The following is a 23,966-nucleotide window of genomic DNA, read 5'->3' on the forward strand; positions in this document are numbered from 1 at the left end:
TTCATGGAACTCAATACGAAGACCCTGCTCGACTTCGATGCTGCACTCGAAGTGCCGAACTACGACCGGAGCAAAGTCACCACTGGCATAGTGCATTTCGGTGTCGGAGGCTTTCACCGTGCACACCAGGCCATGTACATCGATGCTCTCCTGCGACGCGGTGAGGGCTTCGACTGGGGAATCTGCGGAGTGGGAGTGATGCCGTCGGACAAGCGAATGAAAGACGCACTCCGCGCGCAGGACGGCCTCTACACGCTGGCGCTCAAGCATTCCGACGGAACCCTCGAGGCCCGGGTCATCGGGTCGATCGTCGAGTACCTGTTCGCTCCGGAGGATCCGGAGGCGGTGATCGAAAAGATGGCATCCGAATCGACGAAAATCGTATCTCTCACCATCACCGAGGGCGGATACAACATCTCGCACACTACGGGTGAGTTCGACGCGTCCGATCCCGATGTAATGCACGATCTCGAGCCGGGAACACTCCCCCGCACCACCTTCGGTCTGATTTGTGCGGCACTCGCACTCCGTCGCGACCGGGGCCTCGCCCCCTTCACGATCATGAGTTGCGACAACATCGAAGGCAACGGATCGGTCGCCAAGACGGCTGTCGAAGCCTTCGCCGCGCTGAAGGATCCCGAACTTGCGGAGTGGATCGACGAGAACGGCGCCTTCCCCAACTCCATGGTCGACCGGATCACACCCGTCACGACAGCCGAGGTGACCACCGAGATCGCCGAGACGTTTGGCGTGGACGATCAGTGGCCGGTCGCGGCTGAGCCGTTCACCGCGTGGTTCCTCGAGGATAAGTTCACCTCAGGCAGGCCACCTCTGGAGGATGCCGGCGTCAATCTCGTGCCGGATGTTCGCCCGTACGAACTGATGAAACTGCGCCTTCTCAATGCCGGCCATCAAGGCATCGCGTACTTCGGCTACCTTGCCGGATACCGTCTGGTCCACGAGGCATGCCAGGACGAACTCTTGTCAGGGTTCCTGCTCGACTACATGAATCTCGAAGCGACGCCGACCCTTGATCCGGTACCCGGCGTCGACCTCGATCAGTACAAGAAGACCCTCATCGAACGATTCTCGAACCCCCAGATCCGCGACACGATTGCACGTCTGTGTGCCGAGTCGTCCGATCGAATTCCCAAGTGGCTGTTGCCCGTCATCCGGAACCAACTCGACACCGGTGGGTCGATCAACCTGTCCACCGCAATTGTCGCTAGCTGGGCCCGTTACGCCGAGGGCACAGACGAGAACGGAGATCCCATCACCGTCGTCGATCAGCTGTCGGACGCTCTGGTGCCGCTCGCCCAGAAACAGTCGAGCGACCCGTTGGCCTTCATCGGGTACCGCCAAGTGTTCGGCGATCTCGTGGACGATCGCCGATTTGTCGCTAGCTTCCGAAAGACGCTCGACTCGTTGCACTCCGTCGGAGCCAGAAGAACCCTCGAGGAGGTGCGCGGGCTCTGACTACGCCGAGACGTCGTGCAGGTGATGGATCGGATCGTGAATGAAGTAGGCCGCCAACGATTCGACGGTGAACGCCGATCCGTCACTGCGGAGACCCCGTCGTTGGCGGCTACCCTCTGGCACGGTTTCGAAGGCATTCGCGACTTCGGCCGCGGCGTCGGACAATTCCGATGCCACCGTTGCCGGATCTTGGTCGTTGTACCGCTCGGCCTCAGCTGTTGCGTCTTGATCCCAGTTCTCGAATAGCGGATCGTCGAATTCGAGCATCTGTTCCAACCGCACCTTGAAGATCCGGAACACGTCGCGTACGTGGGCGGAATACTCCAGCGCTGACCATGTTTCGCTGTCCGGTCGCTCCGTCACATTCTCGCCCTCCAGTACCTCGGCCCACGAGACGGCATTGCTACGCACAAGATCTGGAACATCCGCGAACGCAACAGCGGACGAATCAAACCCGCACTCGCCGCATGGGCGTTCGAGGACCCAGGTCCAGTTCTTTGTATCCGGGGTGATCGGCATGGATCGAGAATAGTCCGCCAGGGCGGGGTCAGTCTGCTTCGATCGGCCGATGAAGCGAATCGTGCTCGGTATTTCGGTTACCTTCGTGCTGACGCTCTCCGCGTGTGGCGCGGAAGTGGGCGCACCCGAGCCGCGCAACAGCAAGAGCAGGCGGTGGTCGTCAATTCACTTCATTCGAGTGCCCGGGGCGAATGTTGATCCGTATTTCCATCATCGTTTGCGGCATCTGGTTTGATTCGTAACATGCGCTCTTCGCTCGCCTTGTCCACTCTCGCTGCCGGCTTGTTGATTGCGGGCTGCGGGTCGCAGACAGTGCAGCAACCCGACACCGCAACGACAACAACCGAAACGGGCGGAACGTGGGTCCGAAGGCTCGAAGTACCAGACTCCGTCGAAAAGATCTGCCAGTCGATACTCGGATTGGCCGAAGAATTGGGACGTACTCCTAGCGATTCCGCGTCACCGATCGATCGAGTCCGCGAATACATGAGCGGACCATACCGCGACTGGAGGGGATTCGACGCTGAGGGGCGTCAGCGCATCCAGGAAGCCTTCGAAGCTGCGGAATCGGGATCTTGCGGTTGAGCAACGCGGGGCGTCCGATTCGCCTATCGCACAAAGGAATTACAAACAACGACGTATGAACGTCATTCCGTTCGTGACAAATATTCGTTCGTCAGCGAAGGACCGGCCACTTCGATTTTCCAGGGTTTTCGATTCGTTTTTCGAAGATTCTGTGACGCGTTCGTGGCCGAGGCTTCGACGAGTCTCGTCGTCCCTCAGGTGAAGGGCGCCGAGTCGACATGTACGCCTTCCGAACGCAGCAAATGCTTGGCCGCACAAATCAACAAGGAGAGGGATTCGTACGAGAGTCCCTCGGTCGCACGCATCAGCCTGTCAGGCGCCGGAATCGACCGGTCGCCCGGGGAACCCTCGGATCTCCGCACAGAAAGCAAGGTCGAGAGTTCTCGTTGATTCACCACCTGACCTGTGCTGTTCGCTCGCTCGAACATGGCATTCAGCCGCTGGACGAGTTCCTCACCTTCAGCTGATCGAATAGTGTTGCCGAACAGCCTGTTTCCATGATCCGCTATGACACCAGGCGCGATCGAGTTCTTGATTGCCACAGTATGTTCTCCGTTACATTGGTCTGTCAGGTTGATCAGGGGTGCGACCGGGAGCAACTCGCAGAGCCTTTATCTGTGCCGCCCAACGGCGTCGCGTCCATCGACAGCAGACCAATCTCCCCCGGCGCCCATCGGCTTCCGGTAGCGCGACCTCGAAGCCGCTGTTCATTTGCGACTCATCGTTACATATTAACATCAACTGTAACTCTTCGACAAGCACTTTGTTCCGATTGCCCGGTTTGATCACGGGTGGCGCAGAACATCAGGGGTGGCCAACTTGTCGACATGATCTACGCCGTCCCTTCCATCTCCGTTCAGGCTGCAGTGATGGTCGAGCCACCGGCAAGGCACAAGAAACGACATTCCGCCGACGACCTCCCAGCGTAGGTATCGCCGCGCGTGCATCACCTGCGGTGAACTGCGATGCACAAAAGCCGCAACGCGGATAGGGGCGGCGACACAGTCCGCGAGAGCCTTCTTACCCGAACTTTTCCATCACCGTGCGAGGCAGCCGGCCAGCCAAGACTGCGCCCAAAGTCCTCGCTACTGATGACCTAAGTCCGACAATACTTTTCACGAAAAAGAGGACCCCGCGCCTGCGGGGTCCTCTTCGCTTTCCTTCAGAGCTAGAGACCGAGCGAGTGAAGGTGCTCGCTGATCTTCTCGAACATGAGCCTTTGACCTGCCGGCGTGGGATGCATGCCGTCTTCCTTGAGTAACGTCGGGTCCGACAGCCAGTTCTCGGCGAGCGCATCAATGAAAGGCAGCTTGTACTGCTCAGCGGCGGAACGGATTCGATCGTTGACATTGACAGCGGTCTCGGATGGAGGCCGGTTGTCCATGATGGGGCCGATGACGACAACCTTGGCGTGAGGAAGCCGATCTCGTAGCTGCGCATACAACTCCCGAGTCGCATCTCGCACCTCGAGCGGGTACGAAACATCGTTCCGACCGCCGGCGATGATGACGACCTCGGGATTCACCGCAACGACCTGATCAATTTTCGCACCGAACGGTAGCTTGCCTTTTTCCTCGTTTCCCTGGACGTAGCCGGTGCCACCGCTCGCAAAATCTGCCAGGTACCAGCGACGATCGAAGGCGAGCAGCGCCGGCCAATGATCTCCCGTCGTGTTCGGAATCGAGTACGAGTCCCCCAATATTGCGACCGTGTCGAAGTCGTCGGTAGGGGCATTCAGCGCCGGCGCCGAACTGTCAGGCTGCGATACAGAGGCAGTTGCCCGACTGTCTCGGGATTGCTCGTACGCAAATCCTACGATCACCGCTACGACGGTGAAAACCATGGCGCCGATGACGGCGACAGTTCGCTTGTTGGGTTTGGTCACCCCGTAAACATACGGGGTCGAATCATGTTGCCTCTGAGCGAGTGTCAAGCATCTGTCGTTCCGCTTGAATCGGCCATCAACGAAGGAGTGAAATCCCGCTCTCACAGCAGACTGGGGCCAAGCTTGCTAGAAGTTAAGGCGCGGCAAAGCATTCAGGGCACACCGTCCCCCATTCGACGGACCAAAGTCCATTTTCAAATCAACACTGCGACAAGCGGCAATCGCGCAGCTATATTTCGTCGACACTTCAACTACTTTCGGCACATCTGCACGGACGCGCGACAACACCCAGTCCCCCCCGCTCGGCAACCCCCCCATTTTTCTCATTCGAAGAAACCGGCACCAGGTGCCAGGAAGAACGTCGACATGCCGGAAACAGAAGCAAAGCGCAGCAATCGGCGACTGATCGCGATCGCAGCACTCGCAGTCGTACTCCTCGTGCAAGGCGCCTACTCGTTCGGTGTCCGCCCTGAGCCATACCCGACAATTCGCATGCCCAGCTTCGGTGGCGTGCCCAATGCAGACGGCGAGTTCAGTGGAAGTGGCTTGGATATCACTCTCCATTACACCGACGGATCCACGATCAGTCCCAACCCAGTGGATCTCGCCGGCGATATTCGCTACTCATCCGCGAGAGCATCACTCGATTATGCGTTCCGCCCCAGCGGGGCAGGCGACCGCAACACCCGAACCGCGGACCCTGAATTGGTCGAATGGCTCCGAAACCGCAGCGTCGAAGTCGGAAGTGGTGCCATCCCGGACAGTATCGAGTTCTGCTGGCGCAAAACAATTATCGACATCACCGACGGAACCGATGCGTCAACTGACCCGTGCGAAACGACAAGGATTGATCTATGAGTGCCCGTGCGGGAACTCTGTTGTTCCTGCGCGACCACATCGATCAGTTGTGCGAGGCGTACCGCGGGGATGCGAGGTTCCTCGCTGTCATTCGAATCCTCTTCGCGCTATATGTGATCGCGTTTCCCATCGACTACACGTGGGCGGGCGAGGTTCCCTCGATTCTGTTTCATCCGCAATCCGGTCCGTTCTCCCTGCTGTCGTCACCACCCTCCGAGAACTTCCTCGTCGGACTCGAAGTCGCCAGATTCATCCTGGCGATCGCCATCTTGGTCGGATATCGAACGACAGCCGCGTCCATCGCAATGACCCTCACGCTCATGATCGGCAGCGGGTTGGTCAATTCCTTCGGCAAGGTCGACCACTTCATTCTTTTCGAAATCTTGCCGGTGGCCATGGCAGCCGCTGGATGGGGCGCCGCATGGTCCCTCGACGCACGACGTTCACGCACACAACGCAAAGCACTTCAAACCCGCGGACTGCCCATGCTCATCTGGGCAGTGACGGTCGCCTACGCCCTGTTTACAGCGGCACTACCCAAAGCTGCGTCGGGCTGGCTGAACCCCGAATTGCAGGCAACCCGGGGCTACGTTGCGCGAGACGTCGCTGACCCCACCAAGCTCGGTCCGCTGACCCACGAACTATTCGACATCCATTCGGAGTGGCTATGGAAAGCACTCGACTACGCCACTGTCTTCGCTGAAGGCTGGTTGATCGTTGCCGTGCTCTTCCCTGTCTTGTTCAGAATCGGGATCGTCGTCTTACTCGGGTTTCACCTTGGGGTTTATCTCGCGTTGGGCATCGAGTTCGACAGCTATATCTTCGTGTATCTGCCGTTCCTGTCGGCACCTGCCGTATGGGTCACCAAGCGAGTCCTGGGCAGAAGCCCCGATATCGGTAGAACGTCGGCGCCGGAAACTCCACGTCAAGTGTCTCCGGCCAGTTCGGACGCACCGTAAATCTAATATCCGGGAGCGGACCTTTCCGTCACAGTTCGTGAGTGCCCCAATCACAGGTAGGCGATCCCCAGACTCCCTCAACCTGGGGATCAAACAAACCTACTGTCTCCCAATGAAATTCCGAGAACTTCTACATTCACTGACATTCGGTTCGCAGACGGGCGCCCTAATCGCCAATTCGGCGCCGCCATTCGGACCCCACATCGCGTGTTGGGGGCAGTCGAGCCGCGGGGGGTCGGCTCGACTGCCTGCACTTACACCAGGCGAAGATGGTTTCTTGCCAGCTATCTGCTAAACCAGCGTGCGTCGACGCTCAGGGGGTCACTGGAACGCATCGTCGTCACCTGTGGGCCGGGCTCGCGCCGGCAGGTACAGACAATTGTTCAGTGACCCCTGAGTTCGATCGTCGAAATCACCTTCGATCGCCGTGCGTAAGTACATCCAGAGCGTGACACTTCGGCTGGTTGAGCACATACGCTGAAATACCTGGATAGGTACCTGCTTTTCCTTCGTCTTCCGAGTGGTCGCTGTCTCGGTCACGTCCAGAAGCGTTGCACATCCGACACTGTCGGGAAATTGGTCATCTGGATCCGAGACTTTCACCTCATCTGCGATCGACGATCATGATGCGACGATTCCTTGTGTGACCACGAACGCTCGACTCAGACGCAACCGCAGGCGCATTGCCAGGCGATTCAATCCCAACAACGTGTGGGCAACTGTCCTGGTGATTGCACTTTGCGCACTAGTCGCCTTGGCGATCGTCTGCAGCATGATTTTCGACAAAAATCATTGGGGCTGACCCGCGGGCTCACGGCACCTGAACGTGGGGCGGGCGGGGCTCGAACCCGCGACCAATGGATTATGAGTCCACGGCTCTAACCGACTGAGCTACCGCCCCATCCGGATGCGATGCATCGCGGCGAATCCGAATGTTACCGGCACATCCGACGCGGATCACAATCGGGCAGGCGGTGACGCGTTGCACTCTTTCGAGTCGAGTCTTCCAAGGTTGGTCGGCACAGGAGCGATGAGCCGATACCGTGGGAGTGCACACCCCACGGAACAGGATCACCACATGAAGCTTGCACTGACCGAATTCAAGAACTCGAAGGCCACGATCCGGATCATCATGTCCGACGGCGCGAAGCTGAACGGCACCGTCACCGATTTCACCGAAGACACTCTCGTCCTCAATTCTCCGAATGGTGTCTATTACATCAACCCCAGCCACATCATCCGGCTGTTCGAGCCGTCGGATCGCGCAGCGAAGTAAGCGCACCCGTCAAACAGTTCGACGGTTCCACCGAAAGCCCGACGCAGACACTTGCGTCGGGCTTTGGTGTATCTGTCGCCAATATCTACGCGTCGCGTTCACGGGTGCAGCGGCCATCGGCGTCACTGAAAACGACAATGGGCCTGTCCTGTTGGCCGCCATCGAAAGTGTTGTAACTCCAGTGGCAATCGACGAGCATGTTTTCTCCTGCATGCTCGGAGCTACCAAACCCGACCCTGCGGCCTTCCTGGCTGCGCTGGAGTTTCTCGATGCGCGTCCACAGCAGACCTTCTTCGTCGACGACAACCCGGTGAACGTCCTCAGCGCTCGACGGCTGGGAATTCTCGCAGAACAAGCAAACAAAGCGGCAGACGTCGGATCGGCACTTCGATCGGTGGGTCTGCTGCAAACGCACTAGCGGCGACGAATACAAGAAAGCCCCCCCACCCGATTTCTCAGGTGAGGGGCTTTGCTGCTCCCCCGGCTGGACTCGAACCAGCAACCGTCCGATTAACAGTCGGAAGCTCTGCCAATTGAGCTACAGGGGATTGTCTTGCTCGCTTCGCCCGTTCCGGCGTTGCCTGAGAAACTGTAGCGAATCCTTCACCGAAGTACCAAATCGCCTGCCCAGCGAGTCATCAGGCAGGATGGAGTCAGGACGATCGGTGCTGGAGGGAAGCAGGAATGATGCGTTTGTTGATCGGTGTTGCAGCTGGGTACGTCCTGGGAACCAAAGCGGGCCGCGCACGATACGAGCAGATCAGCCGGGCCGCGAAGGCGGTGGCCACCAGTCCGGCCACCAAGAAGGTGTTGGACGCGTCACGGCAGAAGCTGGCCGACTCACTGAGTACTCAGCCCAAGCTCGAGCCGATGAAGCCGATCAACGAGGAGACTACGATTCTGGTCCCCCACGACCAGTTGAAGAAAAACCGTTAGGTCAGACGCTTTGGTCGCCGACAGCCTGCTCACGCAGCTGTCGGCGATACTGCTCCAGCGCCACGAGGTCGCCGAACAGTGAGTTGTACTCCTCGGGGGCTGCAGCAGGTGAAACGCGCTGAAGCTTGGATTTGAGGTCGGCAACCTGCTCGCCCACCCACGCTTCCTGCAGTCGTGCGAGCACTCCGTTGATGTAGCGCGGAACCGTGTCTTCGTCACACGGCATCGGTTCGACGGCCAGCTCAGATACAACCGAGGCCACCGTCATGTCTTCGACGCCCTTGGTGACGACTTCGATCCACTCGGCGCCGCCGAGTCCCTTGCTCGTTCCACCGGCGTCAGCCATTGCCTGTCTGATGACAACGTAGGCGGGGTGGGTGAACGTCTCGGGCGGCAACGAGTCGAAGACACTGCCGGCGATGCCAGGGTGCTGCAATGCGGCCTTGAGGACAGCTCGCTGCGTCGAGAGCGCGGGATCGTTGGGCCGGGGCCTGGAGATTCCGATCGGCAGCGCAAGCGCATCGGCAGCAGGTTGGTCGACAACCTGACGACGCTTGGGCGCCGGTGACGATCCGCGCGTCGACGCCCGTTTGCGAGCTTCGTCACGCACGCGTCGTCGAACCGACGGAAGATCGTCCCAACCGACCCATCCGCACAACAGATTCGCGTAGCTGTCGCGCAGAGTTGATTCCTTGATCTGCGCAACGACGGGCACGGTACGACGCAGTGCCTCGACACGACCTTCAGCGGTCTCCAGATCGTGTTCGGTGAGGATGGACTTCACCACGAACTCGAACATCGGAGTGCGCCGTGCCACGAGGTCGCGAACGGCGGCGTCACCAGACTTCAGACGCAGATCGCACGGGTCCATTCCGTCGGGCGCGACGGCGACGAACGTCTGCCCGGCCATCTTTTGATCACCCTCGAACGCCTTCATCGCAGCGGCCTGCCCCGCGGCATCACCGTCGAAGGTGTAGATGATTTCACCGCGAAAGTAGCTGTCGTCCATCAGGAGTCGACGGAGCATCGCAAGGTGCTCCTCACCGAAGGCGGTCCCGCACGAAGCGACGGCGGTCTTGACGCCGGCCAAATGCATCGCCATGACGTCGGTGTAACCCTCGACGACTACCGCCTGGTGTCCCTTGGCGATGTCGCGCTTGGCGAGGTCCAAGCCGAACAGGACCTGAGACTTCTTGTAGAGAATCGTTTCCGGCGTGTTGACGTACTTACCCGGCATGGTGTCGTCGTCGAAGAGCTTGCGGGCACCGAAGCCGATGACGTCACCGGCGACGCTGCGGATCGGCCACAGAAGTCGGCGATGGAACCGGTCGATCGGACCTCGCCGGCCTTCTTTGGACAGCCCGGCTGCTTCTAGTTCTTTGAACTCGAAACCTTTGGACATCAAGTGTTTTGTGAGAGTGTCCCAACCTTCTGGCGCGTATCCACACCCGAACTGCAGGGCCGCTGCACCGTCGAAGTTTCTCTCGGTGAGGTAGTCGCGAGCCGCCTGGGCATCGGGTTCGCGCAGACGAGCGGCGTAGAACTCCTGAGCCGCCGCGTTTGCTGCGATCAAGCGTGCACGGGTGCCGCGATCGCGCTGAACGGACGGTCCGCCGCCCTCGTACGAAATCGTGTAGCTGAGTCGATCCGCCAACTGCTCGACGGCCTCTACGAAGCTGATGTGATCCATCTTCTGCAGGAACGAGTACACGTCACCACCCTCACCGCAGCCGAAGCAGTGGTAGAGGCCGTGGTTGGGTCGCACGTGGAACGACGGCGACTTCTCGTCGTGAAAGGGACACAGACCTTTGATCGAATCGCCACCGGCACGCTTGAGTGAAACGTATTCACCGACGATGTCCTCGATGCGAGTGCGTTCGCGAATGGCCGCGATGTCTCTGTCAGAAATTCGGCCCGCCACGTACATCAGTCTAGGCGGTCCCCCGGCACCTCCTGACAACGATATGTTGATGGCCGACTCTGCACCGCAGCGATGGGACCGACGATGACTGAAAACGCCTCGAGCGCGCACGAAGGGCGATCAGGAACCCGATTCGGCGTGTACGAGTTGCGTAGCCTCCTCGGCCGAGGCGGAATGGGTGAAGTGTACGAGGCGTACGACACCTCGAAGGATCGCCTGGTCGCACTCAAGTTGCTCCATCGAGAGCTTGCGGCCGACCCGTCATTCCAAGCTCGTTTCCGCCGAGAATCTCGCGCCACCGCCGCCCTGAACGAACCGCACGTGATCCCGGTGCATGACTGGGGCGAAATCGACGGAGTCCTCTTCATCGACATGCGTTTGGTCGAAGGCCACACATTGCGAGCCGAGTTGACCGAATTCGGCCGACTCACGCCTGTACGAGCCGTCGACATCGTCTCGCAAATCGCGTCGGCGTTGGACGCCGCCCATGCCCGCGGGCTCATCCATCGTGACGTCAAACCAGACAACATCATTCTCACGAACAACGGCTTCGCCTACCTCGTCGACTTCGGAATCGCATACTCACAGACGGACACGAAGATCACCACCGAGGGAAGCGCAGTCGGTTCGTATGCATACATGGCGCCGGAGCGGTTCGGAATCGAAACGCCGACGGCCGCAGCGGATGTCTATTCCCTGGCTTGTGTCCTCTACCAATCACTCACCGGAACAACACCTTTCAACACCACAAGCATCGAGCATCTGGTCAATTCGCACCTGAACGCTCCGCCGCCACGCCCCACACTGGCGGTTCCGTCGCTCCCGCAAGGCCTTGACGCCATCGTGGCTCGCGGCATGGCAAAGGATCCCGCACACCGCTATCCGACTACGGGAGCGCTCGCACTCCAAGCGTGGCAGGCCCTCTCGACGACCCACACCCCCGGTGCCGCCGGCGGATTGCAACCCACGATCGTCGGGCAGCCCACCTACACCACGGCGAATCCCGCTCACGGGAACTACACTCACATCGTGACAAAGACCAAGCGAAACCGAGCACCGATCGCGATCGGTGCGGCTGGAATTGCACTCGTTCTGGCCGCAGGAGGCACGGCGGCCTGGGTGACGCTGGGGAATTCGGGCCCCGAATCACCAACCGCTGTAGCAGCTTCCACCGCCACGTCGGCACCGGCACCCATTCAGGATCCAGTCAGAACGCCGAAGCTCGAGCCGCTACCCACCGCCGGACTGCAGGCGACCACGACCACCCGGGCGTCGAACCCGTCCGCGAGAAATGGCGACCTCGGGGTGAGCAAGCCGATCACCGTCCCCTCATGCAAAGGAACCGGAATCGTGGTGTTGGCCAATGCCACCGATCCGGCAACGTACGCCAGCGAGATTCAGAACTACCTCGACGCGTTCCCCGGCTCGAAATACCTACGCACAGACCAGTCCTGCCCGTCACTGCGTCAAGTCTCCGATTCGGGGACGGCGATCTACACGGTGTATCGCGAATCCGGGAACACCGAGTCGAAGATCTGCAAGGACGTTCGCGCAGCAGGTGGCGACGCTTACGGCAAGTGGCTCGATACCACTACCGACCCGTCGACGCGGATGACTTGCTGAGGGCGTAAGTGGCTCAGCCCCAGCTGGCCTGCGCGCCCAGGCTCGCTTTGTCCACCCGTTCGAGCCGACTCTCCGTGTACGACGCGATCTGATCCACCACTACCCGGACCCGAGCACCGTCGTCTGCGGCGCGTTCCCACGCGGGCAGCAGGATCGGATCGAGCCCGGCAGGCGCAGTTGCCAGCAGCCATTCCGCGACGCGATGAACACGATCACGCTGCCGATCCTGACGCGCTTTGTGTCCGGCGTCGGACATCACGTAGTACAGCGCCACGGTCTTGAGCAATGCCACCTCGGATGCGACGGCCTCGGGTATGTCGAGGTCGGCTTGATAGCGCGAGAGGGGTCGGTCACCGTGTGTCAGCCGGGTGCTGGCGATCGCCGCGGTGGCGAAGCGTCCCACCAATTCACTCGTCAGATTCTTCAACGCGACGGAACTTCCGAGTGTTCCGTCGAAACTTCCGACCCCGCGTACGACGGGGAGTTCGGACAGCCGTTGGGCGGCTTCGATCAGATCGTCGACTACCAATCCGCGAAACTCGGAGGCCCCCAGTTCTGCCAGTGCGCGCTGCTCGGACGGATCGGCAAGCGAGCGAAGGTCGATGCGGCCTGCGATCACCCCGTCCTCCACGTCGTGCACGGAATAGGCGATGTCGTCGGCCCAGTCCATGACCTGAGCTTCCAGGCATTGCCGACGCTCGGGCGCTCCCTCGCGAACCCAGGCGAGCACCTCTGCGTCGTCGTCGTATGCCCCGAACTTCGCGCCGGGCTCAGGGCGGGTCCAGGGATACTTGATGGCTGCGTCGAGTGACGCCCTGGTGAGATTGAGGCCTGCGCTCAGACCGTCGGGGCGCAGGATCTTGGGTTCGAGGCTGGTCAAGATCCGCAGATTCTGCGCATTGCCCTCGAAACCTCCGCAGTCCTTGGCGACTTCGTCGAGGGCCTTCTCGCCGTTGTGACCGTACGGTGGGTGCCCGATGTCGTGCGCGAGACCGGCGAGGTCCACCAGGTCCGGATCGCAACCGAGTCCGTCGGCAATCCCTCGCCCGATCTGCGCAACCTCCATCGAGTGTGTCAACCGCGTACGAGGCGTGTCTCCGTCGCGCGGGCCGACAACCTGGGTCTTGTCGGCCAGCCGCCGCAAAGCCGCGGAGTGTTGGACGCGGGCCCGATCTCGCGAGAAGTCCGAACGATGCTGCGCCGCTGCGATCTGCGAACCCGGCAACCCCGCTCGCTTCGGCGCCTCGACAACACGACGTTCGAGGTCGTGTTCGGAGTAGGTGCCGCCTCCGTAGGTGGTGTGAGCTGTCATGGTCTCTATTGCCCTGCCGTGTAGGGGAAGTCTGCCGAGAAGTGCGTGAGCTGATACCAGAGCAGTGCGCCGGTTTCGCGAGCGATTCCGTGTAACTGGGATTCGCGGGTGAACACAGCCGGGCCTTGACGAGTAGGTGCGGTCCACGCCTGGAGTCCTGTGTCGCGGGCCATCGTCCGCGTTCGCAAGGAGTGCCACGGATCACTGACCAGGACGGCGGAATTGATTCCCTGCGAAGACATCTCGGCACTGACTGCGTCGATGCTGAGCAGTGTGTCCGAACCGGTCTCCACCGCGGTGATCGCACTCGAAGGAATTCCGCGATCGGTCAGATACATCTTTCCCGACGCCGCTTCGGTGTACTCGTCGCCTTCTTGTTTGCCGCCGACAGTGATGATCTGCGGAGCCACTCCGCGCTTGTACAGCTTGTACGCCTGCTCGAGTCGGGCCTCGAAGACGGACGACGGAGTGCCGGAATACTGAGCCGCGCCCAGAACGACTATCGCGTCGGCCGGCCGCGTGTCGTCGATGCGCGCCACCTGCCACACCCGGAACGCAGTACCCCCGACCAGAACCACGGCCATCAACACTGCACCGGCGATCAGTCGGCGCGTCCAGCGAGCCAATCCTGCCCCGAAGCCGCCCGCCCGTGAGGGTGATGGGTCGTGGGGGCGGTTACCGAAAGCAGGTTTCACTCCCGCAATTCTGCCAGTTCGCGGCGATCACCTCCGATGCCGACGCGCCACAACGGATAGATTTGCGTCATGGCCCTCGCACCACACTTCTCGCAGTTGTCCTCGGTAGAGCAGAGTCGGACAATCACCCGACCCGTTCGCCGTCGGGGAAGCGCCGCCGCCGTCGCTGCGATTCTCGCTCTGCTGGCGCTCGTCTTCAGTCCTGCGCTCGCCTCGGCGGACGCCCCGATGGTGTTGCCGAATCACATCACCGACACCTCCGGGGTTCTCGACGCCGGGCAACGCAGCGACATACAAGCCGCGATCGATCAACTCGGCGAGGACCACCAGATCGATCTGTGGGTCGCGTTCGTCCCCGATTTCAACAACCTGGGTGGCCAGGCGTGGGCGCAGCAGACAGCCACGAAGTCGACGCTGAGTACCAAGTCCGTCCTGCTTGCAGTTGCCACGGCGGAGCGTGCTTACTACCTCGATGTGCCCGCTGAGCTGAGCAACATCACGGATTCCGACATCGAATCGATCAATACCGACGCGGTGGAACCGGCTCTCGCCGAGGATGATTGGACCGGCGCGGCGATTGCCGCGGCCGGCGCACTCGGCGACGCGAACAACACGAGCGGCGGAATGGGAGTCGGAACACTCCTCATCGCGGGCGGCGCTGTGGTGGTCGGGACGGGCGGCGTGGTCCTGTACTCACGCAAGCGCAAGAACGACAAGAACAAGGCAAGCGTCGAAGCCGCGAAGAACATCTCCCCCGACGACATCGCCAGCCTCAATGCACTCCCGCTGCCAACGCTCGACGAACGCGCGAAGGAGATCCTCGTCGAGACGGACAACGCGATCGCCGGCAGCCAGGAGGAACTCGATCTGGCCCGCAGCGAGTTCGGAGATTCCGCCGTCGCACCCTTCTCGGCAGCATTCGACAAGGCCAAGGCCACCCTCGCCGAAGCCTTCGCGATCAGGCAGCGACTCGACGACGCCATCCCGGAAACTCCCGATCAACGCCGCCAGATGCTGATCGACATCATTTCCTCGTGCGGTCGAGCCGACCAAGAACTCGAAGCTCGCGTCGAGGAGTTCGACGGGCTTCGCGACCTTCTCATCAACGCCCCCGCCCGTCTCGATGCGTTGACGCAGAGTGTTGTTTCTCTCAGCGTGCGCTTGCCCGAATCCGAGGCGATTCTGACCAAATTGAAGGATCAATTCCCCGCGCCGACGCTGGCATCGGTCGTGAACAACGTCACGATGGCGAGTGAGCGCCTGACGCTCGCCGAGAAGTCGATCGAGGAAGGACGAGACGCGACGGCACTGCCGGCCGGTAAGCAAGGCGCTGCCGTCACTGCGATTCGCACGGCCGAAGCCGCCCTCGATCAGGCACGCAAGCTACTCGACGGCGTCGATCACGCCGCCGACGACATCCGAAACGCCATCGCGACACTTCCGTCCGCGATGGACGACGTCCAGCAGGGCATCACCGCTGCGGACGCTTACCTGGCGCAAGGCGGGCAGAAGTTGGCGGACGCGAAGGCCGCAGCCCAGGCAGCGTTGGCGAATGCTCAGACGTCGAAGGACAGCGATCCGCTGACAGCCTTCAACCAGATCGTCGCAGCCGACGCCCAACTCGACGCGCTTCTTGCCGACGCTCAGGAGCAGAAGCAGCAGCTCGAACGTGCACAGCAGCGCCTCGCCCAGGACATTCTGGCCGCACAGGCTCAGGTGACCGCTGCAGGCGACTTCCTCGGAACCAGGCGCGGCGCGATCGGAGCGGAGGCGCGCACTCGCTACGCCGAGGCTCAGCGGCACCTGCAGGCGGCCCAGCAATTGCAGGCCTCGGATCCGTCGAAGGCGCTGCAACACGCCCAGGCCGCGACCACCTTGGCGACGCACTCACTTCGCGCCGCGCAGAACGACGTCAACACCTGGGAAGCAAACCAACGACCCCGTGGCGGCGGTGGCGATGCGACAGGAGCGATCCTCGGCGGCATCCTGATCAACAGCATTCTGCGAGGTGGCGGAGGGCCCCGTTCGTACGGCGGACCGAGCAGCAGCGGACGCTCCGGTCGCGGTGGCGGCGGCGGTGGTTTCGGCGGCGGGGGCGGCGGCCGAACCAGTCGAGGCGGCGGCGGCCGGTTCTGACGGATCCCGTCGAGGTAGTAAAATCCCTACTTTGTTCACGACCGCACTCGTCGTACGCTTCATCCGGCAAGTCGGGATCACAGATCATACGAAGGTGTTATGGAAAGCGTCGCCCCGCAGATAACCGTCGTTGTACCCACATACAACGAGCGTGAGAACCTGCCAAAGCTCGTCGATCGCCTCGCCGCGTTGAAGATCCCGAACCTGCACGTCCTCGTGGTGGATGACAACTCCCCCGACGGAACGGGCGAGGTTGCGGACAAGTTGGGTATCGATGGTCCCATCCCGGTCGGAGTGCTTCACCGCACGGTCAAGGACGGTCTCGGCCGTGCTTACGTCGCGGGCATGAGCCGGGCTCTGGCGGAGAACGCAGACATCGTCATTCAGATGGACGCAGATCTCTCGCACCCGTCCGAAGCGATCCCCGCCATGATCGAGATCCTCACCACTACCGATGCGGCAGTCGTTCTCGGCTCCCGCTACGTCGAAGGCGGCGCAGTCGCCGGCGACTGGCCGTGGCACCGCAAGGCCTTGTCCGCCTGGGCGAACTTCTACGTCAACGCCATTCTGCGACTGCACGTCAAGGATGCGACCGCCGGCTTCAAGGCGTGGCATGCAAAGACCTTGCGCGACATCGACGTCGAATCGGTGCAGAGCAACGGCTACGCGTTCCAGGTCGAGATGAACTACCGAGTTGTTCAGCGCGGCATGAAGATCGCCGAAACGCCCATCCGCTTCGAGGAGCGCACCGAAGGCGTCTCCAAGATGAGTCTCTCGGTTCAGTTGGAGTCTGCTCTGGTGCCGTGGAAGCTCAAGTTCGGCAAGAAGTCCCTGTGACCTCGGCGGCCGATCGAAAGTAGTCGGCCGTCTGCGTGTCCGACGGGTAGAACGATTCGATCGCAATCTCTGCGAGCGTGACGTCACGCGGCGTACCGAACACGGTGGTGGTGCTGAACATCGCCAGTTCGGTATCGCCGACGCGTACACGCAACGGAACCAGCAGGGAATTCGCGCGGTCGTCGTGCCAGTCTCCGCCGCTCGGATAGGCGCGCAGCTCGTCGAGCAACGACGACAGCTGCACATCCGCACTGACCTCCACTTCCCGAGCCAGCCTTGTGAGCAGGTGGGCCCGCCACTGCGCGAGGTTCACGATCCGCGGCGCCATGCCCTCGGGATGCAAGCTCAGACGCAATACGTTCACCGGTGGTTCCAGGAGGAAATCAGCGGCGCCCGCGGTCAAAATTCCCACGGCCTGGTTCCCGGCGACCATCTCCCACTGCTGATCGACCACCACGGCCGGATACGGGTCATGCGCGTCGATGATGCGATCGATGGCCTCACTCACCGCTGACATCGGCGCTTCTGCCAACGACTTCTGCGAGTACTCCGGCGCGTGGCCACTTGCCAGCAGAAGCGTGTTCTGTTGTCGTAGAGGAACATCCAGACATTCGGACAGGTGAAGAATCATGTCCCGGCTCGGCTTGGAGCGGCCGGTTTCGATGAAGCTCAGATGCCTGGTCGACACTCCTGCCGCCGCCGAGAGTCCCAACTGAGTGAGCCTTCGCCGCTCCCGCCACCGCTTGAGTTCGGAGCCCACGTCCATCGTCTCGAAGGTCATTCTTTCAAGTTAGCGACCCGAGGTAGCCGAGGCCATGACCTCAGAGGTAATCGACCCGACGCAGTTTCGGAGGAACAGTGGTCTCAGCCGGCGAGGCCGCCGGACATTCACCACCGGAAACTGATCAAGGGAGCGACCATGAGCGACTTCGACGCAATCGCCGACGCCTACATCGACATGTGGAACGAAACCGATACCACCGCCCGTAAAGCACGGGTCGAGCAATTGTTCGCACCCGGCGGTCGCTACACCGATCCGCTCGCGGACGTCACCGGACACGATCAGATCGACGCGATGATCAACGCTGTGCAGCAACAATTTCCGGGCATGCACTTCACCCTCGTCGGACCTGTGGACGCGCATCACCGACAGGCCCGATTCGGTTGGGCTCTCGGCCCGTCGGGGGCCGAGTCACTGATCGACGGATTCGACGTACTCGAACGCGACGACGACGGCCGGGTGACGCTTGTCCTCGGGTTTCTCGACAAGGTGCCTTCGGCCTGAATCGGGACTACCACCGACAGCGTTCGTCACGAAGGTTGTCGGTGGTTCGTGGCATCATCGGTGCCGATGAACGCCGACGGATTTACCTGGTCCACACCGATTCCCGAGTCCGAGGGTGCTGAGTACGACGCTCACACGCTGACCGTCAACGGCCTTCCCACCGTCTATCGAACCGCCAAGACGACGCCGACCAAGCTCGGTCAGTTCGTCACACTGTGGCGCCGTTCCGAGGCCGGGCCCATCCGCCCATTCGACGCCAGCGACCGCGTGATGCTGTTCGTGGTGAAGGTATACGACGAAGAGCATTCGGGGCACTTCGTCTTTCCCGTCGAAACCCTCGTCGAACACGACATCGTCTCGACGAACTTCTCCGGCGGTAAGCGCGCTGTCCGGGTCTATGCACCCTGGGTTACGCCGACCAGCGCGCAAGCAGTCAGAACTCAGCGCTGGCAGATCCGGCATTTCGGCGAGTTCCCTGATGTACTCAGCTCGACTGTGTTCAGCTCAACTGTGTTCAGCTCAACTGATACGTCGCGATGATGACGCCTGTTGTCGTGGGGACGCTGTCGGTGAGGGTGAACTGAGCGAGCGCAGCTCCGTCGGGGAACAATCTGCGCCCGGTTCCGAGAACCAGCGGATGTATCAGCAGAGTGTAGGTGTCGACGAGACGTCGCTCGGCCAAGGACGTGATCAAGTCGCCGCTGCCCAGAATCACCAGATCCGGGCCCTCACTTTCCTTGAGCGTGGCGACCGCTTCGGCGGCATCACCTTTCAACAAGGTCGAGTTCTTCCACGGCAGCGGTTCACCCAAAGTCCTTGACGCTACGTACTTCTGCGTGTTGTCGAGCACCTCGGTAAACGGATTGTCGGTCTGAAACGGCCAGTACGAGGCGAAGTTTTCGTAAGTTCTGCGACCGAACAGCAACGCCGATTTCTTCGCCATCCCCTCCCCCATCTTCTGCGCCATGACGGAATCGTTGAAGGGTGCTGCCCACCCACCGTGCTCGAATCCGCCACGACGGTCCTCGTCCGGCCCACCGGGCGCCTGCATGACACCGTCGAGAGTCACGCTGTTGGTCACGCTGAGTTTTCTCATAACTTCGATCCTGCGCCTGAAGGACCATCGGGGAAAGAGAAAACGGGCGGTCCTTCTCGATTGAGAAGGACCGCCCGTCAGCTTCGAACGAGAATCAGGAGCCGATCAGCCGTGCGGCCAGGTAGCTTTCCACCTGATCGAGGGCGACGCGTTCCTGCGCCATGGAGTCACGCTCACGCACCGTCACAGCCTGGTCTTCGAGAGTGTCGAAGTCGACCGTGATGCAGAACGGTGTGCCGATCTCGTCCTGGCGACGGTAACGACGACCGATGGCGCCGGCGTCGTCGAACTCGACGTTCCAATTCTGACGCAGCTGCGCTGCAAGATCTTTGGCCTTCGGCGTCAGGTCCGCGTTACGCGAGAGCGGCAGAACGGCAGCCTTGACGGGAGCGAGTCGGCGATCCAGGCGGAGCACTGTGCGCTTGTCGACGCCGCCCTTGGAGTTGGGCGCCTCGTCCTCGGTGTAGGCGTCGACCAGGAAGGCCATCAGCGAACGCGTGAGACCGGCCGCCGGCTCGATGACGTACGGCGTGTACCGCTCGCCCGTCGTCTGGTCGTAGTAGTTCAGCTCGGTGCCCGAATGCTTGGAGTGCGTCGAGAGATCGAAGTCGGTACGGTTCGCGATGCCCTCGAGCTCGCCCCATTCGCTGCCCTGGAAGTGGAAGCGGTACTCGATGTCGGTCGTGCCCTTCGAGTAGTGCGAAAGCTTTTCCGGCGCATGCTCGTACAGACGCAGGTTGTCCTTGTTGATACCGAGGCCGGTGTACCAGTCAAGGCGGTAGTCGATCCAGTACTGATGCCACTGCTCGTCCTCGCCCGGCTTGACGAAGAATTCCATCTCCATCTGCTCGAACTCGCGGGTGCGGAAGATGAAGTTGCCCGGGGTGATCTCGTTACGGAAGCTCTTGCCGATCTGACCGATGCCGAACGGCGGCTTCTTACGCGAGGTGGTCAGCACGTTGGCGAAGTTCACGAAGATGCCCTGTGCGGTCTCGGGGCGCAGGTAGTGCATGCCCTCTTCGCTCTCGACGGGGCCGAGGTACGTCTTGAGCATCATGTTGAAGTCGCGCGGCTCGGTCCACTGGCCGACGGTGCCGCAATCGGGGCAACCGATGACATCCATCGAGACGTCGTCCGGGTTGTCGAGCTTCTTCTTCTCCGCGTACGCCTCCTGCAGGTGATCCTGACGGTGACGCTTGTGACAGTTGAGGCACTCGACGAGCGGGTCGTTGAAGACACCGACGTGACCGGACGCGACCCACACCTCGCGGGGCAGAATCACCGACGAGTCGAGGCCGACAACGTCCTCGCGGCTGGTGACCATGTTGCGCCACCACTGGCGCTTGATGTTCTCCTTGAGCTCGACACCCAATGGGCCGTAGTCCCATGCGGACTTGGTACCGCCGTAGATCTCACCGCACGGGTAGACCAGGCCTCGCCGCTTGGCGAGATTGACAACGGCTTCGATCTTGGACTTGGGTGCCACTCGATTGCTCTCCATCTGGGTAATAGATGCATGATTTTCGTGCGCTTTTCGCACCATCAGCCTATCTGGCGGCTGCCACGCACTTCCGTCCAAGGTTGACATGCATACTTGTGCATATCAAAATGAAAGTGATTTGCAATAATGTGGTGAGATGGCTATGCCCGGACATCATGATCTACCCCTCGAAGGAGCCTCGCTGTGAGCATTGCGGATACCGGCGATCTCCACAAAAGCCATGATCATTCCGACCTCGGACACACGCACGACCCGTTCGAAGCCGCACCGCCCGCGCCCGTGCCGCCCAAGGAAACCCTGGCGGCCGCCGGCGAAATTCTGCGGGCGCTCGCTGCACCCGTTCGGATCGCGATCGTGCTTCAGTTGCACGAGTCGGAGCGTTGCGTTCACGAACTCGTCGGAGCTCTCGGTGTCACTCAGCCACTCATCAGCCAGCATCTGCGCGTACTCAAAGCAGCGGGCGTCGTCCGCGGCGAGCGCAACGGACGAGAAGTTCTCTATCGACTCGTCGACGATCACCTTGCACACATCGTCGTCGACGCTGTCGCCCACGCCGAAGAAGGATGAGATTCCACCGCATGAACACCCCGGGCAGTACGACCTCGAAACGTGGACCGGCCACAGTCGGCGTTCGTTCCACGAAACAGCGCAGCGCCATCTCCGCCCTGCTCGACGACATCGACGAATTCAAGTCGGCACAGGAATTGCACGACGAACTGCGCAAGCGAGGTGAAGGCATCGGCCTGACCACCGTCTACCGCACGCTGCAGGCACTCTCCGACGCCGGAACCATCGACGTCCTACGCACCGACACAGGTGAGTCCGTCTACCGACGCTGCTCCTCCGGGCACCACCATCACCTGGTGTGCCGCAACTGCGGATTCACCGTCGAGGTCGAGGGCCCGACGGTCGAGCAGTGGTCACAGACCATCGCCGAGGACAACGGTTTCACCGAAGTGAGTCACACCGTCGAGATCTTCGGCACCTGCCGCGACTGCGCCGCCGCCTGAGAGCGTCAGGGAATCAAACCCTGCCGGGCGGTATCGGCACCGGTGAGCGCCAGTAGCAACATCGTGGTCAGTGCCTCGTCGTCCAGTCCGGCGGCAGGGAACGTGTAACGCAGGATGACGTCCGCCAGACTGCCGTGGCCGAACACCGCGATGGAGCCGAATTGGATGGTGCGATTTCGCTCGGCCACCTTGCGATGCAGTGCCGCGCTGACCGGTCGGTCCCATGCGAGAACGCACGTCATGGACAGCACGTCCAGACCCTCGGACAGATTCATCGCCTGGATGGAACACAGCGCGCCGGAGTACTGGAAACCCAGTGATCCGTCGGCAGCCACATCGACCGTCACGAAATGCGCCAGCGAGGCGGCCGCGCGTTCTTGTAGGCGGGCTGCTTCGTCGGTGGTGTCGGTCATGTTCTCCCCTGTCATTTGACGCCACCGAATCTACGGTCGCGTGAGGCGTACTCGACGCAGGCGGCCCAAAGGTCGCGGCGGTCGAAATCGGGAAACAGCTTCTCCTGGTACACCATTTCGGCGTAGGCAGATTGCCAGATCAAGAAATTGGACGTCCGCTGTTCCCCCGACGGACGCAGGAAGAGATCGACGTCGGGCATGTCGGGTTCGTCGAGGTACTTGGCAACCGTCGCCTCGGTGATCTTGTCCGGATTGATCTCACCGGCCGCGACACGCTTCGCGATTTCCTTTACCGCATCGGCAATTTCGGCCCGGCCGCCGTAGTTCACACACATGGTCAAGTTCATGACGGTGTTGTTCTTGGTCAGTTCTTCGGCGATCTCGAGTTCCTTGATCACGCTGGCCCACAGGCGTGGCTTACGACCGGCCCAGCGAACACGCACACCCATTTCGTTCATCTCGTCGCGTCGACGGCGGATGACATCACGGTTGAAGCCCATCAGGAATCGAACCTCGTCGGGACTGCGCTTCCAGTTCTCGGTGGAGAAGGCGTAAGCGGAGAGCCACTCGACACCCATCTCGATGCACCCGCAGACGGTGTCCATCAGGACAGCTTCGCCGCGTTCGTGCCCGGCGGTTCGGGGCAGACCGCGCTCCTGCGCCCATCGTCCGTTGCCGTCCATCACCAAAGCGACGTGGCGCGGGATCAGTTCGGTCTGCAGGATCGGCGGGGTCGCCCCGGACGGATGTGGGTCCGGTGGTCGGATCACCCGGTCAGCAGCAGAATCAAGCGGAGTTCGCGGTTCGCGTCGTCGAATCACGTGTTCCATCCTGCCTCACGGGCAAGTCGACCTCGACGGCTGCATGCGGCCTCGAACGCTCGATCAGCGGCAACGTCCGCAATTGGCGCTCGAGATGCCACTGCAGGTGTGCCGCGACCAGTCCGCTGGCTTGCGTCCGCAGCGTCGCGGGCGCCGAATCGGTACCCTCCCACTCCCCTCGGAGCAGGGCTTCCATCAAGTCGAGCACTCCGGGCGACGGCGTCGCAGCACCCGCCGGGCGGCAATAGGTACACACGGCTCCGCCTGCGGCGACATGAAAGGCCCGGTGCGGTCCAGGAGCACTGCAGCGGGCGCACTCTTCGAGGGCAGGCGCCCAACCCGCATAGCCCATGGCTCTCAACAAGAACGCGTCGAGCACGAACTCGACCGGTCGTGCCTGCTCGGCGATCGCACGCAGTGCTCCCACCGTCAATCGCTGAAGCTGCGGGGCCGGCGCGCGTTCCTCGCCGGCCAACCGCTCGGCAGTTTCGAGTACGGCGCAGGCCGTGGTGTACCGGCTGTAGTCGTCGACGATGTCGGTGGCGAATGCGTCGACCGTCTGCACCTGAGTGATGATGTCGAGATTCTTGCCCGGAAGTAGTTGCACGTCGATGTGAGCAAACGGTTCGAGTCTGGCACCGAATTTGGAGGTGGTTCGGCGGACACCTTTGGCCACGGCACGTACCAACCCGAACTGACGGGTGAGCAACGTGACGATGTGGTCGGCTTCGCCCAGTTTGTGCAGGCGCAGCACCACCGCCGTGTCTCGATACAACCTCACTCGACCAGTGTCCCACGTTGTACCGACGACCGATCCCGATG

25 protein-coding genes and 2 tRNA genes are annotated in these 23,966 nt (G+C 61.5%); 14 read left to right on the forward strand and 13 right to left on the reverse strand.

Features of this window, described 5'->3' with window-relative positions; all coding sequences use genetic code 11:
• The first annotated feature begins 3 nt into the window (after nucleotides 1–3).
• Nucleotides 4–1,476: a mannitol dehydrogenase family protein gene (locus RA302_RS17675; protein WP_070159995.1), complete on the forward strand. Its 1,473-nt coding sequence runs from the start codon at nucleotides 4–6 to the stop codon at nucleotides 1,474–1,476.
• On the opposite strand, the gene RA302_RS17680 is transcribed toward RA302_RS17675, so the two are convergent.
• A complete protein-coding gene (locus tag RA302_RS17680; RefSeq protein WP_070160007.1) occupies nucleotides 1,477–1,995 on the reverse strand; it encodes a DinB family protein in 519 nt (172 codons plus the stop codon).
• Nucleotides 1,996–2,238: 243 nt separating this feature from the next.
• Between RA302_RS17680 and RA302_RS17685 the strand changes: the two genes are divergently transcribed.
• Nucleotides 2,239–2,580: a hypothetical protein gene (locus RA302_RS17685; protein ID WP_020969943.1), complete on the forward strand. Its 342-nt coding sequence runs from the start codon at nucleotides 2,239–2,241 to the stop codon at nucleotides 2,578–2,580.
• 1,168 nt (nucleotides 2,581–3,748) lie between these two features.
• Here the strand turns inward: RA302_RS17685 and RA302_RS17690 are convergent.
• Nucleotides 3,749–4,465 carry an SGNH/GDSL hydrolase family protein gene (locus RA302_RS17690; protein ID WP_024487644.1) on the reverse strand — a complete coding sequence of 239 codons (717 nt, stop codon included), beginning with the start codon at nucleotides 4,463–4,465 and terminating at the stop codon, nucleotides 3,749–3,751.
• Between the two features lie 366 nt (nucleotides 4,466–4,831).
• Here RA302_RS17690 and RA302_RS17695 point away from each other — a divergent pair, with 366 nt between their 5' ends.
• Nucleotides 4,832–5,323: a hypothetical protein gene (locus tag RA302_RS17695; RefSeq protein WP_070159999.1), complete on the forward strand. Its 492-nt coding sequence runs from the start codon at nucleotides 4,832–4,834 to the stop codon at nucleotides 5,321–5,323.
• Nucleotides 5,320–6,282 (forward strand): HTTM domain-containing protein, encoded by a 963-nt coding sequence (locus tag RA302_RS17700; protein WP_070160001.1) that lies wholly within the window; start codon nucleotides 5,320–5,322, stop codon nucleotides 6,280–6,282. The genes RA302_RS17695 and RA302_RS17700 overlap by 4 nt, the downstream gene beginning before the upstream one ends.
• 827 nt (nucleotides 6,283–7,109) lie before the next feature.
• Here RA302_RS17700 and RA302_RS17705 read toward each other — a convergent pair.
• Nucleotides 7,110–7,183: transfer RNA gene (locus RA302_RS17705), tRNA-Ile, on the reverse strand.
• 177 nt (nucleotides 7,184–7,360) lie between these two features.
• Here RA302_RS17705 and RA302_RS17710 point away from each other — a divergent pair.
• Both RA302_RS17710 and RA302_RS17715 read left to right on the forward strand, forming a co-directional pair.
• Complete coding sequence (locus tag RA302_RS17710; protein ID WP_003941659.1) at nucleotides 7,361–7,558, forward strand: hypothetical protein; 198 nt, start codon at nucleotides 7,361–7,363, stop codon at nucleotides 7,556–7,558.
• Nucleotides 7,559–7,739: 181 nt separating this feature from the next.
• Nucleotides 7,740–7,976 carry an HAD-IA family hydrolase gene (locus RA302_RS17715; protein ID WP_241896077.1) on the forward strand — a complete coding sequence of 79 codons (237 nt, stop codon included), beginning with the start codon at nucleotides 7,740–7,742 and terminating at the stop codon, nucleotides 7,974–7,976.
• Nucleotides 7,977–8,033: 57 nt separating this feature from the next.
• Here RA302_RS17715 and RA302_RS17720 read toward each other — a convergent pair.
• A tRNA-Asn gene (locus RA302_RS17720) sits at nucleotides 8,034–8,106 on the reverse strand.
• A gap of 136 nt (nucleotides 8,107–8,242) precedes the next feature.
• Here RA302_RS17720 and RA302_RS17725 point away from each other — a divergent pair.
• Nucleotides 8,243–8,494 (forward strand): hypothetical protein, encoded by a 252-nt coding sequence (locus RA302_RS17725; RefSeq protein ID WP_003941570.1) that lies wholly within the window; start codon nucleotides 8,243–8,245, stop codon nucleotides 8,492–8,494.
• A gap of 1 nt (nucleotide 8,495) precedes the next feature.
• Here the strand turns inward: RA302_RS17725 and dnaG are convergent, their stop codons facing one another.
• Complete coding sequence (dnaG, locus tag RA302_RS17730) at nucleotides 8,496–10,415, reverse strand: DNA primase (RefSeq protein ID WP_030536590.1); 1,920 nt, start codon at nucleotides 10,413–10,415, stop codon at nucleotides 8,496–8,498.
• Between the two features lie 72 nt (nucleotides 10,416–10,487).
• Between dnaG and RA302_RS17735 the strand changes: the two genes are divergently transcribed.
• The gene (locus RA302_RS17735; protein ID WP_070161091.1) at nucleotides 10,488–12,038 is read left to right on the forward strand and encodes a serine/threonine-protein kinase; all 1,551 of its coding nucleotides are present in this window, start codon (nucleotides 10,488–10,490) and stop codon (nucleotides 12,036–12,038) included.
• A gap of 13 nt (nucleotides 12,039–12,051) precedes the next feature.
• Here the strand turns inward: RA302_RS17735 and RA302_RS17740 are convergent, their stop codons facing one another.
• The gene (locus tag RA302_RS17740) at nucleotides 12,052–13,350 is read right to left on the reverse strand and encodes a deoxyguanosinetriphosphate triphosphohydrolase (RefSeq protein WP_003941643.1); all 1,299 of its coding nucleotides are present in this window, start codon (nucleotides 13,348–13,350) and stop codon (nucleotides 12,052–12,054) included.
• 5 nt (nucleotides 13,351–13,355) lie between these two features.
• Nucleotides 13,356–13,934, reverse strand: coding sequence for a YdcF family protein (locus tag RA302_RS17745; RefSeq protein WP_128638009.1), 579 nt, complete (start codon nucleotides 13,932–13,934; stop codon nucleotides 13,356–13,358).
• A 180-nt stretch (nucleotides 13,935–14,114) separates the two neighbouring features.
• Here RA302_RS17745 and RA302_RS17750 point away from each other — a divergent pair, with 180 nt between their 5' ends.
• Together RA302_RS17750 and RA302_RS17755 are read left to right on the forward strand one after the other, a co-directional pair.
• Nucleotides 14,115–16,181, forward strand: a complete 2,067-nt coding sequence (locus RA302_RS17750) for a TPM domain-containing protein (protein WP_338477339.1) — start codon at nucleotides 14,115–14,117, stop codon at nucleotides 16,179–16,181.
• A gap of 99 nt (nucleotides 16,182–16,280) precedes the next feature.
• Nucleotides 16,281–17,018, forward strand: coding sequence for a polyprenol monophosphomannose synthase (locus RA302_RS17755; RefSeq protein ID WP_003944487.1), 738 nt, complete (start codon nucleotides 16,281–16,283; stop codon nucleotides 17,016–17,018).
• On the opposite strand, the gene RA302_RS17760 is transcribed toward RA302_RS17755, so the two are convergent.
• On the reverse strand, nucleotides 16,993–17,799 hold the full coding sequence (locus tag RA302_RS17760; RefSeq protein WP_047270801.1) for a helix-turn-helix transcriptional regulator: 807 nt from the start codon (nucleotides 17,797–17,799) through the stop codon (nucleotides 16,993–16,995). The two genes, RA302_RS17755 and RA302_RS17760, sit on opposite strands and share 26 nt — an antisense overlap.
• Before the next feature lie 138 nt (nucleotides 17,800–17,937).
• Between RA302_RS17760 and RA302_RS17765 the strand changes: the two genes are divergently transcribed.
• Together RA302_RS17765 and RA302_RS17770 are read left to right on the forward strand one after the other, a co-directional pair.
• Nucleotides 17,938–18,303: a nuclear transport factor 2 family protein gene (locus RA302_RS17765; protein ID WP_054781579.1), complete on the forward strand. Its 366-nt coding sequence runs from the start codon at nucleotides 17,938–17,940 to the stop codon at nucleotides 18,301–18,303.
• Nucleotides 18,304–18,351: 48 nt separating this feature from the next.
• On the forward strand, nucleotides 18,352–18,843 hold the full coding sequence (locus tag RA302_RS17770) for a MepB family protein (RefSeq protein WP_054781578.1): 492 nt from the start codon (nucleotides 18,352–18,354) through the stop codon (nucleotides 18,841–18,843).
• Here the strand turns inward: RA302_RS17770 and RA302_RS17775 are convergent.
• Nucleotides 18,818–19,399, reverse strand: a complete 582-nt coding sequence (locus RA302_RS17775) for a dihydrofolate reductase family protein (RefSeq protein ID WP_064074761.1) — start codon at nucleotides 19,397–19,399, stop codon at nucleotides 18,818–18,820. The genes RA302_RS17770 and RA302_RS17775 overlap by 26 nt on opposite strands.
• Before the next feature lie 94 nt (nucleotides 19,400–19,493).
• Nucleotides 19,494–20,885, reverse strand: a complete 1,392-nt coding sequence (locus RA302_RS17780; RefSeq protein ID WP_003944491.1) for a glycine--tRNA ligase — start codon at nucleotides 20,883–20,885, stop codon at nucleotides 19,494–19,496.
• A gap of 294 nt (nucleotides 20,886–21,179) precedes the next feature.
• Here RA302_RS17780 and RA302_RS17785 point away from each other — a divergent pair, with 294 nt between their 5' ends.
• Both RA302_RS17785 and RA302_RS17790 read left to right on the forward strand, forming a co-directional pair.
• Nucleotides 21,180–21,467, forward strand: coding sequence for a metalloregulator ArsR/SmtB family transcription factor (locus RA302_RS17785; protein WP_223257795.1), 288 nt, complete (start codon nucleotides 21,180–21,182; stop codon nucleotides 21,465–21,467).
• Between the two features lie 11 nt (nucleotides 21,468–21,478).
• Nucleotides 21,479–21,910 (forward strand): Fur family transcriptional regulator, encoded by a 432-nt coding sequence (locus RA302_RS17790; protein WP_003944514.1) that lies wholly within the window; start codon nucleotides 21,479–21,481, stop codon nucleotides 21,908–21,910.
• A gap of 5 nt (nucleotides 21,911–21,915) precedes the next feature.
• On the opposite strand, the gene RA302_RS17795 is transcribed toward RA302_RS17790, so the two are convergent.
• Genes RA302_RS17795 through recO form a run of 3 tightly spaced genes read right to left on the reverse strand, consistent with a single transcriptional unit; the run spans nucleotide 21,916 to nucleotide 23,925 of the window.
• A complete protein-coding gene (locus RA302_RS17795; RefSeq protein ID WP_019749000.1) occupies nucleotides 21,916–22,338 on the reverse strand; it encodes a YbjN domain-containing protein in 423 nt (140 codons plus the stop codon).
• Nucleotides 22,335–23,153: an isoprenyl transferase gene (locus RA302_RS17800; RefSeq protein ID WP_003944543.1), complete on the reverse strand. Its 819-nt coding sequence runs from the start codon at nucleotides 23,151–23,153 to the stop codon at nucleotides 22,335–22,337. Before RA302_RS17800 ends, RA302_RS17795 begins: the two co-directional genes overlap by 4 nt.
• Nucleotides 23,110–23,925: a DNA repair protein RecO gene (gene recO, locus RA302_RS17805; RefSeq protein ID WP_029255636.1), complete on the reverse strand. Its 816-nt coding sequence runs from the start codon at nucleotides 23,923–23,925 to the stop codon at nucleotides 23,110–23,112. The genes RA302_RS17800 and recO overlap by 44 nt, the downstream gene beginning before the upstream one ends.
• Nucleotides 23,926–23,966: the final 41 nt, after the last annotated feature.

It is taken from the genome of Rhodococcus sp. DN22 (assembly GCF_036669995.1).
In the GTDB taxonomy this organism is placed as follows: Bacteria; Actinomycetota; Actinomycetes; order Mycobacteriales; family Mycobacteriaceae; genus Rhodococcus_F; species Rhodococcus_F erythropolis.